We start from the raw sequence: 20,624 nt of genomic DNA, 5'->3' as shown, positions 1-20,624 counted from the left end.
GCCCACAGCGCGTCACTGATCAGCCGCGGCGGTGGGGAAGACACCGGCGACGACATGGCCGGCAGCCTGCGCCGATGCCAGGTCGTCAACTAGAGCCCGACGACCTACTTCCGCAACGTCTTCTAAGCGCTGAAGAACCTCGTCCTCGAAGAGTTCGACGCCATGGGCTCGGACCCGGCGAAGGTCATGGGCGTCAACGAGGCCGAGCAGCTGGAGTCACTGGCCGCCGCCGCGACGACCGTCAAGAACGAGGTCCGTCGCCGCGAGGACGCCGTTCTGCGATCGCACGAGGCGACGCGCGTGCTGGCGTCGTTCCGGACAGAGCCGGTCACGGTCTCACCGCGCGTCCCCGACGACCGGCTGCCCGTCCCCCGGCGGATGAGCACTGGCGGGGGCCGAGCCCTCACGGCCAGCGGCGTGGAGCTGTCCAGCAGCGACGACTTCACCCAGGAGTTCCTGACCCAGCTACGCACCTACACCGTGGCGAGCAGGTCAGGAGCGTCGTGGACCGGCGCCCCGTCCGACGCGCCACACCGGGTCGTGGACCTGCGCCGGGTCAGCACCGTCTGCACGCGCCCCCAGAGGAGACGACCGTGGCGACTTCCTTCATCGCGCCACCGGCTCGCGGAACAACCTGAGCCCCTCATGGTCGACCGATCGGCGCCACCGAGGGCCGCCCGTTCTCACTGGAGATGCACAAGATCGAGAGGGACACACCTCTTGCTCGTAGGGACGGTGCTGAGGTGCACGACTCACGAGCGTCAGCCGCGCGTGATGGTGCGCCGTGGGGAAACTGCTCAGCGTCGTTGTCGGCGGCTACCGTCTGACGCCATGAGCGAGCGTGGGGCGGTCGAGGACCCCCTGGCCGGATGGGACCCTCGCCGTCGTGCGTCCCTGGAGCGCCTCTGGCAGCGGTTTCACGAGGCCGCCGGCGACGCCCGCCTCAGTGACGAACTGCTGGCCGAGCGCCGACAGGAGACCCGCGCAGCTGGCCGTGCCGGCCCCCACGGAGAGGTCGGCGTCGATCGGCGCCCCGGTTCCCGCCCGACTGACGGCGGCCCGAGCGGCGAGTGATCGTCCTTGACGCCTCCGCCCTGCTGACGCTGATCAACCGCGAGCCCGGCTGGGAGGTCGTGGCCCGCGCCGCGGCCAGCGACGATGCCACGATCAGCGCGGTCAACTACTCCGAGGTCCTGCAGAAGGCCGCCCGTGTCGGGATCGCCGCCGAGGAGATCGATGCCGCGCTCGACGAGCTGGCCATCTCCATCACGCCCTTCGGGCGGCTCGATGCCCGGCTCGCGGCGTCCTTCTACCGGCACCGGTCCGACCTGGGCCTGGCCGACCGGGTCTGCCTGGCCCTGGGACGCAGCCTGTCCAGCGTCACCTACACCGCCGACCGATACTGGCTGAACTGGGCGGACGACCTCGATGTGCACGTGGTCGTCATCCGCTGACGCCGAGGACAGCGGGCTCGTGCGACCTCGACGCGCCTCGCCGACGCCGCTCGGAAGGCAGGATCTCCAGTCCTCCTCCGGTACGGCGCCCGACTCAGGAACGGGCCCCCGCCTCAGCACGTGACCTCGGCCTGCACAACGACCGGAGTCCCGTCGACAGGCTGGCTGAGGACCGGCGGCCACCGGAACCGGACCTTCAACAGCCGGGGCACGGCTCGCACGTGTCAACCCGGCGTCCACAGGTCCCGGTCGTCCCCAGCCGGCCCTCGCCTCGCCGGTCTCATACCACGGCGGCCCGGAGGCTGGCCACGGCTGCGGTGCCGACCTCCGCAGCGCAGCCCGCGGGAGCGCGAGGAGTCGTCATGGGAAGGCCGCCACTGCCGGTGGGGACCTTCGGCAAGATCGATTTCCTCGTGGTCGGCAAGGGCCGGGTGCGGGCCCGGGCCAGCTTCCGCGACTTCGACGGCCGGCGCCGCTTCGTGACTCGCTACGGCCTCACCCGCGCGCACGCCGAACGCCGTCTCCGCGAGGCCCTGCGCGACCGAGGCGGAATGACGACCCCGGCCGCGACCGCCGACAGCCGGCTGGCCACCGCCGCACAGCTGTGGCTGGCCGAGGTCGAGACCAGTGAGCTGGCCGCGGGCACCAAGCGGCTCTACCGCTTCGTCGTCGACTCCTACGTCCTGCCCGGCCTGAGCGAGCTGCGGCTGCGCGAGATCACCGTCCCCGCGGTCGACCGGCTGCTGACCGCCGTCCGCAGCAGCCACGGCGCCGGCGCGGCCAAGTCCACCCGCAGCGTCCTGTCCGGGATCCTCGCCCTCGCCGTCCGCCGCGGTGCCCTGCCCACCAACCCGGTCCGCGAGACCTCCCTGCGGCGCACCGCCCGCCCGGGGAAGACCCCGCGGGCGCTCACCGTCGCCGAGGCCCAGCGACTGCGAGAGGAACTCGCCGCCGACCCCGAGGCCGTCCGCCTGGACCTGCCCGACTTCGTTGACCTCATGCTCGGCACCGGCGTGCGCATCGGCGAGGCCTGCGCCATCCGCCCGACCGCGGTCGACCTGGACGCCGCCACCCTGGCGGTCACCGCCACCGTCGTCCGCGTGCCCGGCCTCGGCCTGGTCATCCAGGAGGTGCCCAAGTCCGACGCCGGGCGGCGCACCATCGCCCTGCCGCCGTTCGTCGTCGACCTGCTCCGCCGCCGCTGCGCCGCCATCCCCTCGGACGCCGACCCGCCGGTGCTCTTCCGCAGCCCGCACGGCCGGCTGCGGGATCCCAACAACACCAGCGGCGACCTGCGCAAGGCGCTCGACCGGGCCGGCTTCGACTGGGTCACCTCCCACACGTTCCGCAAGACCGTCGCCACCCGGCTCGACGAGGCCGGACTGTCCGCCCGGCAGATCGCCGACCACCTCGGCCACACCCGGCCCAGCCTCACCCAGGACGTCTACATGGGCCGCCGGCTCGCCAGCCCCGAAGCCGCCGCCGCACTGCAGCGCACCCTGTAGCAGCACCCTGCAGTCCAGGCCGCCCGGCTCCGCCCACGGCCACTCCCCGCGCGACCGCGCCGTCCTCGGCCACCGTCGCGCCGTCTCCGGAGATGCCTCGATGACAGTCACACCGGGCTGTGCGAGAGGAAGTTTGTTGGTCGCCTGTTGGTCCTTGGTAGATCAACTACCGACCGGACAAGCCGCTGACCTGCGGTTTTGCTCCCCCGATTGGACTCGAACCAATAACCCTGCGATTAACAGTCGCATGCTCTGCCAATTGAGCTACGGGGGACGGGCGGGCGTGGCCCGCGCGCAGGTCCAGAGTACCTGACGGCCCCGGGCGCCCTGCGCAGGCTCCTCCGATCGCGGACAGTCGCGTCCGCCCGTAGCGTGATCAACAGGTCGTTCACGTCTCGAACACGGAGGTCCCCGTGGCCAAGTTCTCCTTCCTCCTCGGCTTCGGTGCCGGCTACGTCCTCGGCGCGAAGGCCGGGCGCGAGCGCTACGAGCAGATCCTCGGCCTGTGGTCCGACGCCAAGGACAACCCGCAGCTGCAGGGACTCGCCGGCATGGCCCAGGCCCGCGCCGACGACGCCATCAGCTCCGTGAAGTCGAAGATGGGCCGCGACACCGGCTCCGACACCACCGCGGTCCGCAGCACCGGCACGACGACGACGCCTCCGGCGACGACCACCGAGTCCCCCGACCTCACCGCACTGCCGGCCGACCCGCCCCCGGTCGGCTGAGCCGGGCGCGCCGCCGGGCAGATCCGCGACAGCAGCAGCCCGCGAGGGCGACTCAGCCGGGCTGCTCGGCGGCCAATGCCTCCTCGAGCTTGGCGCGCGCCACGGCACGGGCCTCCGGGTCGGTGCGGTCGGCGTCGTCGTCGAACACGACGGTCCACTCACGGGCGGCCTGACCGGGCACCCGCCGGGCCACCAGCAGCACTCCTCCCCCGCCGGGCAGCGGCGAGCGGCGGCTCGCGACGACGGTCTGGTCGACCCGCCGGCGCACCACGGCCGGCAGGTCGCCGGCGTCGGTGAGCGCGTACCGCTCGGCGGGCTCGCGCGCCTGCACCCCGGGCTCGACCTCGGTCAGCGCGGTCACGGTGAACGTCCCGCCGCCGTCGTTCGTCGCCGCCCAGCGTGCCGACCCGACCTCGTGCCAGCGCAGCACGTCCACCCCCGCCGCCTCCTCGAGCGGCAGTCCGGCCGGGACCACGCGCAGCCCGCGGCTGGTCGCCACCAGCCAGCCCTGCCCGCGCACGAGCTCTCCCCAGGCCAGCACCCGTTCGTCGGCGTCCGCCGAGCCCTGGACGACGGCGCGCACCGGCTCGGGCGGGCGGGTGAGCCGCCGGCGCAGGCGCGCTCGGAGGCTCACGTCAGCCCGCCGATCGCCCGCTGCCGCAGCGAGATGGCCTCCTGCTCGAGCGCCATCAACCGGGAGAACGCGCGCATGTACTCGTCGCCCTGCTCGACCGGGTTCATCCGCTGCAGCTTGGCCTTGAGCGCGGTCACCTGCCGGACGGTGGCCATCTCCTGCAGCCGCGCGAGCACCGCGGTGACGTACCCCGCGTCGGCCTCGCCCACCGAGCGCAGCGGCTCCACCGCCAGCGCGGTCAGCTGCGCGCGGGCGGTCTCCCGGTCGCAGTGCGCGGCCACCTCGTCCAACCACGCCGGACCCGACACCCGGGCGGCCGCCGCTCCCCCGGCCTGCGCCACGGCCGCGGCGACGGCGGCGTAGTCGGGGTCGGTGTAGGCGGCCGGCGGCACCGCGTCGAACGACGGCCCGGCGATCTCGGGCACCTGCAGCGCCGCCTTGACCGCCTCGCGCTCGACGGCGAGCGCGGCGTCGTCGGGCGTGCGCTTCGGGGTCCGCGGCCGGCGCGGCGGGGCGGTCTCCCCACCGGTGATCCGGCGGACCCGCTCGAGCACCTCGGCCTCGTCGGTGTCCCCGATCAGGCCGGCCAGCCGGCGGGCGTAGGCGGGGCGCAGCGCGTGGTCCTTGACCTGGGCCAGCAGCGGCGCGGTCCGGTCGAGCGCGGCCACCCGGCCCTCGACGGTGTCGAGGTCGTACTCGGCCAGCGTCGTCCGCAGCACGAACTCGATCAGCGGCGTCCGCCGGGCCACCAGGTCGCGGACGGCGGCGTCACCGTGCGCCTGGCGCAGCTCGCAGGGGTCGCGGCCGTCGGGCTCGACGGCGACGAACGTCTGCGCGACGAAGCGCTGGTCCTCCTTGAACGTCTTCATCGCCGCCGCCTGTCCCGCGGCGTCGCCGTCGAAGGTGTAGACGACCTCCCCGCGGAACTCGTCCTGGTCCATGAGCAGCCGCCGCAGCACGCTGATGTGCTCGGGCCCGAACGCGGTGCCGCAGGAGGCGACCGCCGTCGTCACCCCGGCCAGGTGGCAGGCCATGACGTCGGTGTAGCCCTCGACGACGACGGCCTGGTGCCGCCGGGCGATGTCGCGCTTGGCCCGCTCGATGCCGTAGAGGACGGTGCTCTTCTTGTACAGCGGCGTCTCGGGGGTGTTGAGGTACTTGGGGCCGGGGTCGTCGTCCATGAGCTTGCGGGCGCCGAACCCGATGACGTCGCCGGTGATGTCGCGGATCGGCCAGACCAGCCGCCGGTGGAAGCGGTCGATGAGCGTGCCGCGCGAGGACTCCTTGGCCAGCCCCGCCGTCACCAGCTCCTGCTGGGTGTAGCCCTTCCCGCGCAGGTGCCGGGTCAGGGCGTCCCAGCCGCCGGGCGCGTAGCCGCAGCCGAAGTCGACGGCGACCTGCCGGTCGAAACCGCGGTCGGCGAGGAACTGCCGGGCCGGCGCCGCCTCGGGGCTGCGCAGCTGCTCGGCGTAGAAGTGCGCGGCCTCGGTGTTCGCGGCGACCAGCCGCGCGCGCTGCCCGGCCTGGGCACGATCGGGCGCACCGGTGGGCCGGCCGCCGTCGTCCTCGTACTTCAGGTCGATGTTCGCTCGAACCGCCAGTCGCTCGACGGCCTCGGTGAAGCTCAGGTGGTCGATCTGCTGGACGAAGCTGATGACGTCGCCGCCCGCGCCGCAGCCGAAGCAGTGGAAGAGGTTGCGCGAGGGCGTGACGTGGAACGACGGCGACTTCTCGTCGTGGAACGGGCACAGTCCCTTGAGGCTGCCGCCCCCGGCGCGCTTGAGTTGCAGGTGCTCGCCGACCACCTCGTCGATCCGGCTGCGCTCGCGCACCAGCGCGATGTCCGCCGCTCGGATGCGTCCCCGGCCGGCCATGGGCCCCCTCCGTCGTGCTGCTGCCGGGACGCCCGTGCGCGTCCCGGACCGATCATCCCCTCCCCGGACGACGGACCGGCAGCGGCCGGGTCAGCTGCTGCCGGCCGCCGCCGCGCCGCCGGTCGTGGCGGCGATCGTCGTGGCGGTCTGACGGCGGTCGAGCACCAGCTGCACCCACAGCAGGAAGACCTGCGCCTCCAGGGACAGCGAGTCGTCGGCGGTCACGGTGGGACGGGGCGACCAGCCGCCGGTCGTGCCGCCCTCGCCCACCGTGCGCCCGCCCGAGGTGTACCGCCGCGTGCCCTTCCACCAGGACACCGTCTCGACGTCGACCGGCACGCCGTCGAGGTCGGCGCGCCACGTCCCCCGCCACGCCGACGTCTGCACCGCCCGCAGCCGGGCGGCGTCCTCGGGGTCGGCGGTGAGCCGGCCGACCAGGTCCCGCTTGCGCCTGGTGAACACCCACTCGCGGTCGCCGACCACCGCGGTGGCGGCCTCCTTCCAGCCGGCGGCCCGCAGGACGGCCACCACCTCGCCGTCGCGCAGGACGGGCAGCTCCCGGCTGCCCCTGCCCAGCTCCAGCACGCGCCCTCCTCAGCCGATGCCCGGTGCCCCCGCGACGCTCTCCCCGGTCACGCGGTAGAGCAGGTAGGCGGCGGTCTCCCGCAGGATGTACCGGAACTGCGTGCCGCGGGTCCGCACCGCCGGCCCCTGCCGGGTGGGCGAGCTCTCGACGGTGAGGCCGGCGTCCTCGGCCATCCGCTCGGCGCGCATCGCGTGCCACGGGTCGGTCACCAGGACGGCGCTGGACCACCCGCGCTCGGCGAACGCGGTGCCGACGGCGCGCACGCTCTCCAGCGTGTCCACCCCCTCGGGCACGGCGAGCAGCGACTCCTCGGGGATCCCGGCGTCGAGCAGGTAGGCGCGGCCGGCCTCGGCCTCGGTGAACTGGTCCCCCGCCGCCTTGCCCCCGACGGTGACGACGACCGGCGCGACGCCGTCCTCCCACAGCGCCGCGGCGTGCTCGAGCCGCGCCTCGAAGATCGACGACGGGACGCCGTTGTACTGCGCCGAACCGAGCACGACGATCGCGTCCGACGACGGCCGGCCGTCCTGCCGCGCGGTCCACCAGATGGCGACCGCCGTGGAGGCGACCAGGAGCAGGGCGGCGAGGACGCCGGCGGCGAACACCCGCGACACCAGAGCTCCGACCCGTGCCACCGGTCATGGATAACACGGGGCGTGTGCCGCCCGTGGCAGCCGTGGCCGGTGTGGCGCCGGGCCGTCAGGAGCCGGACGTGCTCCCGCCCAGCACCGCGCGGCCGGCCTCCAGCCGGGCGACGGGTACCCGGAACGGCGAGCAGGAGACGTAGTCCAGGCCCACCTCGTGGAAGTAGTGCACCGAGTCCGGATCACCGCCGTGCTCGCCGCAGACACCGAGCTTGAGGTCCGGCCGCGCCGACCGCCCCTCCTCGGCGCCGACCCGCACGAGGCGGCCGACGCCGGGCAGGTCGAGCGACTCGAACGGCGAGACGCCGAAGATGCCCTTGTCGAGGTAGGCGTGGAAGAACGCGGCCTCGACGTCGTCGCGGGAGAAGCCCCAGGTCATCTGGGTGAGGTCGTTGGTGCCGAAGGAGAAGAACTCGGCCGACCGGGCGAGCTCCGCGGCGGTCAGCGCCGCCCGCGGGACCTCGATCATCGTGCCGATGAGGACGTCGAGCTCGACGCCGCACTCCTCGAACACCTGGGCGAGCACCTGCTCGGACTCCTCGCGGATCGCCTCGAGCTCCTGCACCGCGCCGACCAGCGGGATCATGATCTCCGGCCGCGGGTCGCCCCCGGCCGCCCGGCGCGCGCAGGCCGCCTCGGCGATGGCCCGCACCTGCATCGCGAACAGCCCGTGCACCACCAGGCCCAGCCGGACGCCGCGCAGCCCGAGCATCGGGTTCTGCTCGTGCAGCCGGCGGACGGCGGCCAGCAGCCGCAGGTTGGCCTCGTCCGGGTGACCCTGCGCCTCGGCGACGGCCACCCGCACCGACAGGTCGGTGAGGTCGGGCAGGAACTCGTGCAGCGGCGGGTCGAGCAGCCGCACGGTCACCGGCAGCCCGTCCATGGCCTCGAAGATCTCCAGGAAGTCCTGCTTCTGCAGCGGCGCGAGCGCGTCGAGGGCCTGCTGCTTGCCCTCGTCGTCCTCGGCGAGGATCAGCTTCTCCACGAGCTGCCGCCGGTCGCCCAGGAACATGTGCTCGGTGCGGCACAGCCCGATCCCCTGGGCGCCGAACCGGCGGGCGCGCGCGGAGTCCTCGGGGGTGTCGGCGTTGGTGCGGACGGCGAGCCGGCGCACCCGGTCGGCGTGGGCGAGGACCCGGTGCACGCTGCGCACCAGGTCGTCGGTGTCGCCGGCGTCCGGGTCGATCTCGCCCTCGAAGTAGCGGACGACGGCGGAGTCCTCGACCGGCACCTCGCCCAGCCAGACGCGCCCGGTGGAGCCGTCGATGGAGACGACGTCGCCCTCTTCCACGGTGACGCCGCCGGGCGCGGTGAAGCGCCGGTTCTTCGTGTCGACCTGCAGCTCCTCGGCGCCGCACACGCAGGTCTTGCCCATGCCGCGGGCGACGACGGCGGCGTGCGAGGTCTTGCCGCCGCGGCTGGTCAGCACGCCCTCGGCGGCGATCATCCCGGCGAGGTCGTCGGGGTTGGTCTCCCGCCGGACCAGGACCACCTCCTCCCCCCGGTCGGCCCACTGGACGGCGGTCTCGGAGGAGAACACCGCCTTCCCGACGGCGGCGCCGGGTGAGGCGTTCATGCCCTGGGTGAGCTGGCGGGCGTCGCCGCCGGAGACGAACCGCGGGAACATCAGCTGGGCGAGCTGGTCGCCGCTGACCCGGCGGACGGCCTCGTCCATGTCGATGAGGCCCTCGTCGACCAGCTGGGTCGCGATGCGGAAGGCCGCCGCCGCGGTCCGCTTGCCCACCCGGGTCTGCAGCATCCAGAGCTTGCCGCGCTCCACGGTGAACTCGATGTCGCACAGGTCGCGGTAGTGCGACTCGAGGGTGCTCATGATCGACAGCAGCTCGCGGTAGGCGCCGGCGTCGATCCGCTCGAGCTCGGGCAGCGGCACGGTGTTGCGGATGCCGGCGACGACGTCCTCGCCCTGCGCGTTCTGCAGGTAGTCGCCGTAGACGCCCTGCTCGCCGCTGCCCGGGTCGCGGGTGAACGCGACGCCGGTGCCGGAGTCCATGCCGAGGTTGCCGAACACCATGGAACAGACGTTGACCGCGGTGCCGGCGTCACCGGGGATCCGCTCGCGGCGGCGGTAGAGGACAGCGCGCGGCGAGTTCCACGAGTCGAAGACGGCGTTGACCGCCAGGTCCATCTGCTCGCGCGGGTCCTGCGGGAAGTCCCGGCCGGTGTGCTCGCGCACGATCGCCTTGAACCGGTCGACGACGTCGCGCAGGTGCTCGGCGTCGAGGTCGAGGTCGAGGTCGGTGCCCTGCTCGCGCTTGGCCTCGTCGAGGGCCTCCTCGAACGCCTCGCCCTCGATCCCGAGCACGGTCTTGCCGAACATCTGGATCAGCCGGCGGTAGGAGTCCCAGGCGAAGCGGTCGCTGCCCGACTGCGCGGCCAGGCCCTGCACCGAGTCGTCGTTGAGGCCGACGTTGAGGACGGTCTCCATCATCCCGGGCATCGACGCCGCGGCGCCCGAGCGGACCGAGACCAGCAGCGGGTCGGTCGCGTCCCCGAGCGTCTTGCCCATCGCCTTCTCCAGCGCCGTCAGGTGCTCGGTGACCTGGTCGGCGAGGTCGGGCGGGGTGCTGCCGTGCTCGAGGTACCAGCGGCAGGCGTCGGTGGTGATGGTGAACCCGGGCGGGACCGGCAGCCCCAGGTTCGTCATCTCGGCGAGGTTGGCCCCCTTGCCGCCGAGCAGGTCCTTCTGGTCCTTGCTGCCCTCGCTGAAGTCGTAGACCCAGGTGGCCGTGCCCGTACCGCTGCCCACCGTGCACCTCCGCGCTCGTCCCGCCGGCTGCCGTCCGCCTGCCGGGCGCGGCGTCGCGGGGTCCCCGTCGGCCGCTCCGGCGAGCGCGGCCCCGGGTCCCCGGTCGGGGGTAGACGTCTCATACGTCCACCCGGAGCCAGGCAGCGATCGTGACGGACCGGACGGGGACACGCCAGCCCTGTCCCACCCTGGGGACACGGAGGTGACCGGCCTCACGCGGCGGCCGGCCGGAGGAGGTCGGGCGCCGGTCAGGCGACGAGGGCGAACCCGACGACGGCGAACAGCAGCGTCAGCACGACGACGAGGAGGCCGACGTAGAGGCCGGTCCGGTTGACCGGTGAGGGCGGCGGCGACACGTAGTTCGGGAAGCCGGACGCCGGCGTCCGCTGCTGCGGTGAGGAGGCGTACTGCGGCTGGGGCGGGAGCTGGACCTGCCCCGGGAAGCCGACCTGCGTGGGGGCGGCCGGAGGCGGCGGCCCGGCCGGGGCGGCGCCGCCGGGGACGACCGGCGCCGGGGCCGGGGCCGGGGGCACGTACGGACCCGCGGGGGCGTACGGGCCGGCCGGGGCGTAGGGCGCACGCGGGTGGGACGGCTGCGACAACGGGGTTCCTCTCGTGCTGGCCCGGGCGCCTGCCCGCCGGGCGGCGCACATCGTGGCAGCCCGGGGCCGGTCGGAGAAGGGATCCCGTCGCGGCGGCCGCGTCAGCCGGTCCCGGTCGTCCCGCAGACCCGCGGACCGTCCTCCAGCACCACGACGACCGTCGTCTCGGTGGCCGACCCGCCGTCGTCCCACCGGACGCGGACCTCCCGGGAGTCGCGGACCTCGCCGGAGTCCAGGGCCTCGTACTCCCCGGTCTCGACGGCCAGGATCTCGGCGGTGCCCGGCCGGGCGTAGCCGGCGGCGACCTGTCCGGCGTCCACGCCGTCGGCGTCGGCGCGGGCGCGCTCGGCCTCGCACAGCAGCCCGCCGGCGGTCTCCAGGTCGCCGGCGGCCAGCGCCGCGGTGAAGACGCCGACCACCTCGCGGGCCTGCTCGTCCCCGGTGCCGGTGAGCAGCGGGAGGGCGACCACCATCCCCACGCCCAGCGCCACGGTGCCCCCGAAGATGCCCAGGATGAGCCCGTTGCGGCGGCGCGGGGTGCCGGTGTGCAGGTCCTCCGGACCCTCCTCGTACAGGTACGGGCCGGTCATCCGCCGCTCGTCTCCAGCTCGGCGCCGGCCGGCGGGCGCGGGTCGTCGCGGTCGTCGAGCCAGCCCTCGGGCAGCGCCACCGGCCGCGGGCTGCTGGTGCGCCCGCGCGGCCCGCCGAGGACCGCCGTCGGGTAGGGCTGGTCCTCGATCCGGTCGAGCAGGCCGGCGAGCTCGTCGAGCGAGCTCACCATCGCCAGGGCGCGGCGGACGTCGGAGCCGACCGCGAAGCCCTTGAGGTACCAGGCCACGTGCTTGCGGAAGTCGGTGCAGCCGTGCAGCTCCCCCTGCTCGGCCGACAGCAGCTGCGCGTGGCGGACCATGACCGCGGCGACCTCGCGCAGGGTGGGCAGTGCCCGTCGTGGAGAGCCGGCGAAGGCGGCGGCGAGGTCGCCGAACAGCCACGGCCGGCCCAGGCAGCCCCGCCCGACGACGACGCCGGCGCAGCCGGTGCGGTCGATCATCCGCAGCGCGTCGTCGGCCTCCCACAGGTCGCCGTTGCCGAGGACCGGGATGTCGACGGTCTCGACCAGCCGGGCGATCGGCGCCCAGTCGGCGGTGCCGCTGTAGAGCTGGTCGGCGGTGCGACCGTGCAGGGTGATCGCCGCGGCGCCCTCGTCCTGGGCGATCCGGCCGGCGTCGAGGTAGGTGACGTGGTCGGCGTCGATGCCGATGCGGGTCTTGACGGTGACCGGCACGTCGCGGGCGGCGCGGACCGCGGCCCGGACGATGTCGCGGAAGAGCACCCGCCGCCAGGGCAGCGCCGAGCCGCCGCCCCTGCGGGTGACCTTGGGCACCGGGCAGCCGAAGTTGAGGTCGACGTGCGCCGGGCGGGTGCCGGCCACCTCCTCGTCGACGAGCATCTCCACCGCCCGCCCGACGGTGGCCGGGTCGACGCCGTAGAGCTGGACGGAGAAGCCGGCGGCCGCCTCCTCGGGCGTGGCCCGGATCATCCGCAGCGTCTTCTCGTTGCGCTCCACCAGCGCCCGCGTGGTGATCATCTCGCAGACGTAGAGGCCCGCGCCGAACTCACGGCACAGGGTGCGGAACGCCGGGTTGGTGATGCCGGCCATGGGCGCGAGCACCACGGCGGGGTCGACGGTGAGCGGCCCGAGCCGCAGCGGGGCGACCGCCGGTGCCGCCGGCGCCGTCGTCGGCTCGAGGGTCGCGGTCACACGCCCCAGGGTAGGCGGGCCCTGTCGTGCACCTCCGCGGAAGTGCCCGACCGTCAGGGCGCGCCCGGCAGGGTCCGCAGCCCGGTGTGCCGGGCGAGGACGGTGAGGTCGCGGTCGCGGTGGAGCACCCCGACGCCGTGCCGCAGCGCCACGGCGGCCACCACGCAGTCGTTCAGCGAGCGCGGCGTCTCCCCGGCCCGCCGGCAGGCCCGGAAGAGGGCAGCGGCGGTCTCGGCGTCGACCGGGGACTCCTGCCGGAGGAGCTCGGCGCCGGCGAGGAACCGGGCGAGCTGCCCGGCGCGCTCCTCGTCGGTGGTCCCGGCGAGGACCTCCAGCAGGACGACGTCGGTCACCGCCGCCTCCCCGCCGGCGACGAGCTCGTGCAGCAGGTCGGTCTCGGCCCCCTGCTCGCCGCGCAGGTAGGCGATCCACACCGAGGAGTCGACGAGGACGGTCACCCGCGCGGAGCCGGCCGCTGCCCGGCGAACTCCTCGGCCTCGCCGCGGCGGAGCACCTCCAGGTCGCCGTCCCACCCGCTGCCCCGCATGGCGTGCATCTCGCGTGGCGTCATCGGTGCCCCGCTGACCTGCCGGAGCGCGAAGTCGACGGCGTCCTTCTTGGTGCGCAGCCCGTACCGCCGCATCACCCGGGCCACCAGGTCCTCGTCGATGTCGATGTTGGTCCGAGCCACGGGATCACCATACACATCGAGGTGTACGCGTGTGCACACGCAGACCGCAGGCGGATGTGTCGAGGACGTCCGGGTTGGGCACGGCGGGTTCCCGCACACCGAGCCCGGGAGGACGCGTGCCGAGGTCTGCCCTGTCCTCCCCCGCCGGCGCGCCCGTCCCGGGCGTGGCGCGGATCGCCGTGCTGCGGGCGAACCTGCTCGGCGACCTGGTCCTCACGCTGCCGGCGCTGGCGGCACTGCGCGCGGCCCATCCCGGCGCGGAGATCACCTTCCTGGGCCGGCCCTGGCACGCCGAGCTGCTCGAGGGGCGGCCCGGGCCGTGGGACCGGGTGGTCGTCGTCCCGCCGTGGCCCGGGGTCCGGGACGCCCCGGGCGCCGCCCGCGACAGCCCCGAGGTCCGCCGGTTCCTGGCCCGGCAGCGGCGGGAGGGCTACGACCTGGCGCTGCAGCTGCACGGCGGGGGCGGCAACTCCAACCCGCTGGTCGCCGCGCTGTGCGCCCGGGTCACCGTCGGCGCCCGCGACGTCGGCGCGCCACCGCTGGACCGGTGGCTGCCCTACGCCTCCGACCAGCACGAGGTGCTGCGCTGCCTGGAGCTGGCCGGCCTGGCGGGCGCATCGCCGGTGACGCTGGAGCCGCGGCTGGCGCTGACCCCCGCCGACGTCGCGGCCGCCGACGCCGTCCTGCCCGCGGCGCCCGAGCCGCTGGTCGCGCTGCACCCGGGCGCCAGCGACCCGCGGCGCCGCTGGCCGCCCGGCTGCTTCGCCGCGGTCGCTGACGGGCTGGCCGCCGACGGCGCCCGGGTGGTGCTCGTGGGCTCGGGCGGGGACGACCGGCGGGCGGCGGACGCGATCCGGGCGGCGACGTCGGCGCCCGTCCTCGACCTGGTCGGCCGGCTGTCACTGGGCACGCTGGCCGGCGTCCTCGCCCGCTGCCGGGTGGTGGTCGCCAACGACTCCGGGCCGCGGCACCTGGCCGAGGCGGTCGGGACGGCGACCGTCGGGGTCTTCCTCGAGCGCAACCTGCTCAACGCCGGCCCGCTGACCCGGCGACGGCACCGCGTCGCCGTCTCCGCGCGGACCGACTGCCCGGTGTGCGGCGTCGACCAGAGCCGGGCGCGCTGCGGGCACGACCGGTCCCTGGTCGCCGAGGTCCCGGTCGCGCCGGTGCTGGCCGCCGCCCGCGACCTGCTCGCCGACGGCGGCCCGGCGCTGCACCCCTCCGCTCCCGCCGTGGCGGAGCGGCCACCCGTCGTGCCCTTCCGCGGACGTGCGCAGGGCACGTCCGCGGAAGGGCGCGGTCAGCAGCCGGGCAGGCGCGCGGCGAGGTAGGACTCGACGGCGTCCAGGCCGATGCGCTCCTGGCCCATCGAGTCGCGCTCCCGCACGGTCACCGCGTCGTCGTCGAGGGTGTCGAAGTCGACGGTGAGGCAGAACGGCGTGCCGATCTCGTCCTGCCGGCGGTAGCGGCGGCCGATCGCGCCGGCGTCGTCGAAGTCGACGTTCCAGTTGCGGCGCAGCCGGGTGGCCAGGTCCCGCGCCTTGGGCGAGAGGTCGGCGTTGCGCGACAGCGGCAGGACGGCGGCCTTGACCGGCGCCAGCCGCGGGTCCAGCCGCAGCACCGTGCGGGTGTCGACGCCGCCCTTGGCGTTGGGCGCCTCGTCCTCGGTGTAGGCCTCGACGAGGAACGCCATCAGCGAGCGGGTCAGCCCGGCTGCCGGCTCGATGACGTAGGGCGTCCAGCGGGTGTTGCTCGCCTGGTCGAAGTAGGACAGGTCGGCGCCGGAGTGCTCCGAGTGCGTCTTCAGGTCGAAGTCGGTGCGGTTGGCGATGCCCTCGAGCTCACCCCACTCCGAGCCCTGGAAGCCGAAGCGGTACTCGATGTCGACGGTGCGCGTCGAGTAGTGCGACAGCTTCTCCTTCGGGTGCTCGTAGTGGCGCAGGTTGTCCCGGGAGATGCCCAGGTCGACGTACCAGCGGGTGCGCTCGTCGATCCAGTACTGGTGCCACTCCTCGTCGCTGCCCGGCTCGACGAAGTACTCCATCTCCATCTGCTCGAACTCGCGGGTGCGGAAGATGAAGTTGCCGGGGGTGATCTCGTTGCGGAAGGACTTGCCGATCTGGCCGATGCCGAACGGCGGCTTCTTCCGCGCCGCGCCCATGACGTTGGCGAAGTTGACGAAGATGCCCTGCGCGGTCTCCGGGCGCAGGTAGTGCAGCCCCGACTCGTCCTCGACAGGGCCGAGGTAGGTCTTGAGCATCATGTTGAAGTCGCGCGGCTCGGTCCACTGGCCGGTCACGCCGCAGTTCGGGCAGGTGATCTCGGCCAGGCCGTTCTCCGGGAGCCGGCCCTTCTTCTCCTCGAAGGCCTCCTCGAGGTGGTCGGCCCGGAAGCGCTTGTGGCAGTTCTGGCACTCGGTGAGCGGGTCGGTGAAGACGCCGACGTGACCGGAGGCCACCCACACCTGCCGCGGCAGGATCACCGAGGAGTCCAGGCCGACGACGTCGTCGCGGCTCTGGACGACGGTGCGCCACCACTGCTTCTTGATGTTCTCCTTGAGCTCGACGCCCAGGGGCCCGTAGTCCCAGGCGGAGCGGGTGCCGCCGTAGATCTCACCGGAGGGGAAGACGAACCCCCGGCGCTTGCAGAGGTTGACCACCTTGTCGAGGCGGGCGGGGTCGTGCGTGGTGGTGCTCACGGGGCTGGGTGCTCCATCCGGCTGGCGGTCGGCGGCTGACCCGCCAACGGTAGTCGCCGGGTGCCGCCGCGGCCCTCAGGGCTCCGTGTAGCCGCACACGACCGGCCCGCCCTCGTCGACGACGGTGATGACGAACGAGGTCTGGTCCCCGGTGTCGAGCGTGACGTCGAAGGTGACCTCGTCGCCCTCGCCGGCGGGCTGCGCCCCGGTGGCCGAGCCCTCGGTGATCTGCCCGCCGAGGAACGCGTCGAAGTCGGCCAGCAGGGCGGTGGCGTCGGGGATCTGTGCCTGCCCGTCGGCGCACAGGTCGGCGTAGGCGGTCTCGCCGTCGCGGTCGACCACCGACTGCACCCACGACGCGGCGAACTCCGGGCTCTCGGGGATGTTGAGCTCCCCTCCCCCTCCCCCGCCCCCGCCGCCGGGCGTCGTGGACGCCCCGCCACCGAACCCGCCGTCACCGGTCGGTCCGGCCGACGACGACGGCGCCGACGGCGACGACGACGACGACGACGACGGTGCGGCGGTCGACGCGCCCGGCGAGGTGGCCGCGGGGTCGTCGTCGCCCCGGGTGAGCAGGACCGCGGCGAGCACGCCACCGCCGAGGAGCAGGACGCCCAGCGTGACGAGCAGGGCGACCAGCGGACCGCGCCGCTTCCTCGGCGGCTGCGGCCGCCCGTGACCGGGAGCGCCGTAGCCGGGAGCGCCGTACGGGGGCTGCTGCCCGTACGGGGACTGCTGCCCGTACGGCGGCTGCTGGCCGTAGGGAGGCTGCTGCCCGTACGGCGGCTGCTGCCCGTACGGAGGCTGCTGGCCGTAGGGGGGCTGCTGGCCGTAGGGGGGCTGCTGGCCGTAGGGGGGCTGCTGGCCGTACGGCGGCTGCTGACCGGGAGCCCCCGGCGGGGACCCGGGCGCCGCCGGGCCCCCGAGCCGCAGGGTGGGGTGCCGCTGGTCGGGCGGTCCCCCGGCGAGCCGGTCGGTGGGCTGGTCGGGCACCGCCGGCCGCCCCGGGCCCGGCGGCACCGGGGGCAGGCGCACCTCGCGGGTGCGCTCGGGCGGCGTCCCGTCCTGCGGCGGCTGGGTCATCGCGCCTGTCCTCCCGGGCCGGGCTCGTCCTGTTCGACGCAGGCTACGCACCCGGACCGGGCCCGGCCGGTCAGCGGCTCACCCGAGGGGCAGGTAGGCGCCGGGCTCGTCGACGGCGTGCAGCCAGACCGGCGCGCCGGCCATCTTGACCTCGGCGGCCGACAGCGCGCGACGGTAGGCGCCGACGCCGTCCCACCGGGTCACCAGGGCCCACAGGTCCGGGTCGTCGGCGCAGCGGCCGGTCTCACCGCCGAGGAAGCCGGGGCGCGCGGCGAGCGCCGCCAGCAGCCGGTCGAGGTCGGCGGACAGGTCGGCGGCCGCCGACGGGGACACCCGCAGCCGGGTCACCGCGAACACCCGCCCATGGTGCAGCAGGGCCGGAGGCGGGGACGCCGACGGCCGGCCCCCGCGGTGCGGGGACCGGCCGTCGGGTCGGTCGGGTCAGCCGAAGTTGCAGACGAGCAGGTTCTGGTCCACCCAGAGCTGCACGGTCTGGACGCTGCCGTCCTCGAGGGTGAGCTCGAAGGTGGCGACGTCGACGGCGTTGGCCGCGTCGTGCTCGACGCTCACTAGGACGCCGTCGGTGATGGCCAGGCCACCGAGGACCTCGGTGTAGAAGAAGAAGGTGAGGTACTCGTCGGGCGGGAACTCCGTGCCCTGCGACCCCTGCACCGCGGCGTCCTGCAGCTCGGCGCAGGAGATGTTGTAGAGCGTCGCGAAGTCGAAGTCGAAGGCCGCCTGCACCCACGCCAGCGCGATGTCGGCCGAGCCCTCGAACTGGCCGGTGTCAGTCCCGCCGGTCTGCTCGGTCATCCCGCCGCCGGTGCTGCCGCCACCGGTGCTGCCCCCGCCGGTGCCGCCACCGGTGCTGCCACCACCGCCGGGGGTGCCCGCGCCACCGGGGACGGTCACGGGACCGCCCATGTCCATCCCCGCGCCGGAGCCCTCGCTGCCGCCGTCGGTGCCCTCCTCGGAGCCCTCGTCGGAACCCTCGGAGGACCCGGCGCCCTCGGAGGACTCGGCCGACGAGGACGAGCCCGCGGCCTGCGTGGCGGGGGTGTCGTCACCGCGGAGCAGGAAGAAGAGGAGCACGCCGACGCCGGCGGCCACGACCACCAGGGCGGTGACCACCCAGGGCAGCACGCTCTTCTTCTGCGGCGGCTGGCCGTAGCCGCCCGGGCCGAACCCGCCGGGACCGAAGCCACCGGGGCCGCCCGGCCCACCGGGGCCGGCCGGGCCGCCGTACTGGCCGGGGGCGCCGTACTGACCCGGAGGGCCGTACTGACCGGGCGGGGCGTACTGACTCGGCGCGCCGTACGGGCCGGGGGGCTGACTCATCGTGCTTCATCCGTTCGCAGGTGGAGGCGGGCACGGAGGGCCCGCGAGCGAGAGCAAGGTAGTGACGCCCCGCGGTTCCGCCTACCCGTTCGCGCGCGCCGGTTGTCACAGCTGGGTCACGGTCGAGGGGGCGCTGCGGAGAGAGTCCACGCGCCGCGTCCGAGGCGCTGGTCGGGGTCGGTCCCCGTCCCTAGACTCCGCCGACGACCCGCACCCGGCGCCGGATCCGACGAGCGCCCGCGCTGCGGCACACGGAGGAACCCCGGTGGAGTTACAACAGTTCGGCCCCTATCGCATCGAGGCGCTGCTCGGGCGCGGCGGGATGGGTGAGGTCTACCGCGCCTTCGACACCGAGCACGACCGCACGGTCGCGCTCAAGGTGCTCTCCGAGCACCTGGCCGCCGACACCGGCTACCGCGAGCGGTTCCGGCGGGAGGCGCACCTGGCGGCCCGGCTCAACGAGCCGCACATCGTGCCGATCCACCGCTACGGCGAGATCGACGGGCGGCTGTTCCTCGACATGCGCCTGGTGCCCGGCCGCGACGTCGCGGCGGCGCTCGCCGGGGAGGGGCCGATGAGCCCCGAGCGCGCGGTGTCGATCGTCAGCCAGACCGCCCGCGCGCTCGACGCCGCCCACGCCGACGGGCTGGTGCACCGCGACGTCAAGCCGTCCAACGTGCTGCTCAGCGGCTCCGGCGACGACGAGTTCGTCTACCTGGTCGACTTCGGCATCGCCCGGTCGACGGCGGACCGGCAGGGACCGGCCCTCACCCAGACCGGCGCGGCGCTGGGGTCCTTCGACTACATGGCCCCCGAGCGGTTCCTCGAGCAGCCGATCGACAAGCGGGTCGACGTCTACGCGCTGGCCTGCGTGCTCTTCGAGTGCCTCACCGGCCGCCGGCCGTTCACCGGCGACGGGCTGGCCACGCTCATGTACGCCCACCTCAACACCACGCCCACGCCGCCCTCGCAGCTGCGGCCGGGCCTGCCCCCGGGCCTCGACGACGTCGTCATGAAGGGCCTGGCCAAGGAGCCCGACGAGCGCTACGGCAGCTGCGGCGAGCTCGCCGCGGCCGCGCGGGCGGCGCTGGCCTCCGCCGGGGTGGCACCCCGGCCCGAGGCGGCGCCTCCCACCTCGGTGACGCCGCTGCCGCGGCCGCACACCGTGGGCTTCTCCAACCCCGGCCCGCCCGGCACGTACGGCGCCCCGTCGACCACCGGCGTCCCCGCGGCGGCCTACGCCGCACCGTCGGGCCCCGGCGTCTCGACCGGGTACGGCCCGCCGTCGAACCCCGGCGTCCCCACCGGGTACGGCCCGCCCTCGAACCCCGGTGCCCCGACCGGCTTCGGCCCGCCGTCCAACCCCGGCCCGCCCACCGGGTACGGCCCGCCGTCCAACCCCGGCCCGCCTGTCGGCTACGGGCCGCCGGCCGGTCAGGGCTTCATCCAGTCCCCGGCCGGCGCCACGCCCTCGGGCACCGGCGGCCGGCGCAACCGGCTGCCGCTGGTCATCGGCGGGATCGCGGCGGCGCTCGTGGCCGTGGTCATCGGCGTCATCGCCCTGGCCGGCGGCTTCGGCGGGGACGACACCACCACCGACACCACCGCCGCCGGCGGTGGCAGCTCGGACACCGGGACGGGCGGGGACACCGGGACCGGCGGGGACACCGGGACCGGCGGGGACACCGGGACCGGCGGCGACACCGGTGGGGGCACCGCCGAGCCCGACCCGGAGGAGCAGCTGCTGGGGATCATCCCCGGCGACTTCGACCCGGCCGTCTGCCAGACCGGGGACCCGGCCGGTGACGGCGACATCGCGACCGTGAACTGCGGTGCCGCGGCGACCCAGCCCGGTCCCGAGGCGTCGTCGTTCTACCTCTACGAGGACGCGGCGGCCGTCAGCGAGGTGTTCCTCGCCGACATGGAGCGCGAGGGCGTCGCCCCCTTCACCGGTGAGCCGGACTGCACCACGGCGCAGGGGTACGACGAGTACACGATCAACAACGTGAGCGCCGGCCGGCTCGGCTGCTTCGTCGACGAGGACAACAACTCCTTCCTGTACTGGACGCAGGACGAGTTCGCCGCCGAGGGCATCGTCGTCATCCAGAACGGCGGCCAGGAGGGTCTCGCCACGCTCTACCAGTGGTGGACCGACAGCGCGCACAGCGACTTCGTGCAGCGCTGACCCGACACGACGAGGGCCCCGGCGCCCCCCCGCCGGGGGGACGGGGGCCTCGGCGTGGGGGGGGGGCGGCGGG

The 20,624-nt window shown here is 74.7% G+C and carries 19 protein-coding genes and 1 tRNA gene; 5 read left to right on the top strand and 15 right to left on the bottom strand.

Going from position 1 to position 20,624, the window contains the following annotated elements:
- The first annotated feature begins 1,070 nt into the window (after window positions 1–1,070).
- Together ACI79O_RS23250 and ACI79O_RS23245 are read left to right on the top strand one after the other, a co-directional pair.
- A complete protein-coding gene (locus ACI79O_RS23250; protein ID WP_456915319.1) occupies window positions 1,071–1,454 on the top strand; it encodes a PIN domain-containing protein in 384 nt (127 codons plus the stop codon).
- 362 nt (window positions 1,455–1,816) lie between these two features.
- Window positions 1,817–2,959, top strand: a complete 1,143-nt coding sequence (locus ACI79O_RS23245) for a site-specific integrase (RefSeq protein ID WP_456915318.1) — start codon at window positions 1,817–1,819, stop codon at window positions 2,957–2,959.
- Window positions 2,960–3,160: 201 nt separating this feature from the next.
- Here ACI79O_RS23245 and ACI79O_RS23240 read toward each other — a convergent pair.
- Window positions 3,161–3,233, bottom strand: a tRNA-Asn gene (locus tag ACI79O_RS23240).
- A 139-nt stretch (window positions 3,234–3,372) separates the two neighbouring features.
- Here ACI79O_RS23240 and ACI79O_RS23235 point away from each other — a divergent pair.
- Window positions 3,373–3,687 (top strand): hypothetical protein, encoded by a 315-nt coding sequence (locus tag ACI79O_RS23235; protein ID WP_456888981.1) that lies wholly within the window; start codon window positions 3,373–3,375, stop codon window positions 3,685–3,687.
- 52 nt (window positions 3,688–3,739) lie between these two features.
- Here the strand turns inward: ACI79O_RS23235 and ACI79O_RS23230 are convergent, their stop codons facing one another.
- The 10 genes from ACI79O_RS23230 to ACI79O_RS23185 all read right to left on the bottom strand — a co-directional run bounded on the left by ACI79O_RS23230 (window position 3,740) and on the right by ACI79O_RS23185 (window position 13,247).
- On the bottom strand, window positions 3,740–4,321 hold the full coding sequence (locus ACI79O_RS23230; RefSeq protein ID WP_456915317.1) for a hypothetical protein: 582 nt from the start codon (window positions 4,319–4,321) through the stop codon (window positions 3,740–3,742).
- Window positions 4,318–6,195, bottom strand: coding sequence for a DNA primase (gene dnaG / locus ACI79O_RS23225; protein ID WP_456888983.1), 1,878 nt, complete (start codon window positions 6,193–6,195; stop codon window positions 4,318–4,320). The genes ACI79O_RS23230 and dnaG overlap by 4 nt, the downstream gene beginning before the upstream one ends.
- A gap of 90 nt (window positions 6,196–6,285) precedes the next feature.
- Window positions 6,286–6,780 (bottom strand): hypothetical protein, encoded by a 495-nt coding sequence (locus ACI79O_RS23220; protein ID WP_456915315.1) that lies wholly within the window; start codon window positions 6,778–6,780, stop codon window positions 6,286–6,288.
- Between the two features lie 9 nt (window positions 6,781–6,789).
- A complete protein-coding gene (locus ACI79O_RS23215) occupies window positions 6,790–7,416 on the bottom strand; it encodes a YdcF family protein (protein ID WP_456915314.1) in 627 nt (208 codons plus the stop codon).
- A gap of 64 nt (window positions 7,417–7,480) precedes the next feature.
- Window positions 7,481–10,192: a pyruvate, phosphate dikinase gene (gene ppdK / locus ACI79O_RS23210; protein ID WP_456915313.1), complete on the bottom strand. Its 2,712-nt coding sequence runs from the start codon at window positions 10,190–10,192 to the stop codon at window positions 7,481–7,483.
- 248 nt (window positions 10,193–10,440) lie between these two features.
- On the bottom strand, window positions 10,441–10,794 hold the full coding sequence (locus tag ACI79O_RS23205) for a hypothetical protein (RefSeq protein ID WP_456888992.1): 354 nt from the start codon (window positions 10,792–10,794) through the stop codon (window positions 10,441–10,443).
- 101 nt (window positions 10,795–10,895) lie between these two features.
- Complete coding sequence (locus ACI79O_RS23200) at window positions 10,896–11,384, bottom strand: hypothetical protein (RefSeq protein ID WP_456915312.1); 489 nt, start codon at window positions 11,382–11,384, stop codon at window positions 10,896–10,898.
- Window positions 11,381–12,556, bottom strand: a complete 1,176-nt coding sequence (dusB, locus tag ACI79O_RS23195) for a tRNA dihydrouridine synthase DusB (RefSeq protein WP_456888994.1) — start codon at window positions 12,554–12,556, stop codon at window positions 11,381–11,383. Before dusB ends, ACI79O_RS23200 begins: the two co-directional genes overlap by 4 nt.
- Before the next feature lie 53 nt (window positions 12,557–12,609).
- Window positions 12,610–13,014, bottom strand: coding sequence for a type II toxin-antitoxin system VapC family toxin (gene vapC, locus ACI79O_RS23190; RefSeq protein WP_456888996.1), 405 nt, complete (start codon window positions 13,012–13,014; stop codon window positions 12,610–12,612).
- Window positions 13,011–13,247, bottom strand: coding sequence for a type II toxin-antitoxin system VapB family antitoxin (locus ACI79O_RS23185; protein WP_456888997.1), 237 nt, complete (start codon window positions 13,245–13,247; stop codon window positions 13,011–13,013). The genes vapC and ACI79O_RS23185 overlap by 4 nt, the downstream gene beginning before the upstream one ends.
- Before the next feature lie 116 nt (window positions 13,248–13,363).
- Here ACI79O_RS23185 and ACI79O_RS23180 point away from each other — a divergent pair, with 116 nt between their 5' ends.
- Window positions 13,364–14,578: a glycosyltransferase family 9 protein gene (locus tag ACI79O_RS23180; RefSeq protein WP_456915311.1), complete on the top strand. Its 1,215-nt coding sequence runs from the start codon at window positions 13,364–13,366 to the stop codon at window positions 14,576–14,578.
- Here the strand turns inward: ACI79O_RS23180 and ACI79O_RS23175 are convergent.
- The 4 genes from ACI79O_RS23175 to ACI79O_RS23160 all read right to left on the bottom strand — a co-directional run bounded on the left by ACI79O_RS23175 (window position 14,548) and on the right by ACI79O_RS23160 (window position 18,366).
- Window positions 14,548–15,945, bottom strand: a complete 1,398-nt coding sequence (locus tag ACI79O_RS23175) for a glycine--tRNA ligase (protein WP_456888999.1) — start codon at window positions 15,943–15,945, stop codon at window positions 14,548–14,550. The two genes, ACI79O_RS23180 and ACI79O_RS23175, sit on opposite strands and share 31 nt — an antisense overlap.
- 75 nt (window positions 15,946–16,020) lie before the next feature.
- A complete protein-coding gene (locus tag ACI79O_RS23170) occupies window positions 16,021–17,028 on the bottom strand; it encodes a hypothetical protein (RefSeq protein WP_456915310.1) in 1,008 nt (335 codons plus the stop codon).
- 78 nt (window positions 17,029–17,106) lie between these two features.
- Window positions 17,107–17,385 carry an antibiotic biosynthesis monooxygenase family protein gene (locus ACI79O_RS23165; RefSeq protein ID WP_456915309.1) on the bottom strand — a complete coding sequence of 93 codons (279 nt, stop codon included), beginning with the start codon at window positions 17,383–17,385 and terminating at the stop codon, window positions 17,107–17,109.
- Window positions 17,386–17,469: 84 nt separating this feature from the next.
- The gene (locus ACI79O_RS23160) at window positions 17,470–18,366 is read right to left on the bottom strand and encodes a hypothetical protein (protein ID WP_456915308.1); all 897 of its coding nucleotides are present in this window, start codon (window positions 18,364–18,366) and stop codon (window positions 17,470–17,472) included.
- Window positions 18,367–18,631: 265 nt separating this feature from the next.
- Here ACI79O_RS23160 and ACI79O_RS23155 point away from each other — a divergent pair, with 265 nt between their 5' ends.
- Entirely contained in the window at window positions 18,632–20,551 is a 1,920-nt protein-coding gene (locus ACI79O_RS23155) for a protein kinase domain-containing protein (protein ID WP_456915307.1), read from the top strand.
- Window positions 20,552–20,624: the final 73 nt, after the last annotated feature.

The sequence above is a fragment of the Geodermatophilus sp. SYSU D00696 genome (genome assembly GCF_054050235.1).
This window is presented reverse-complemented; position numbering and strand designations above follow the sequence as displayed.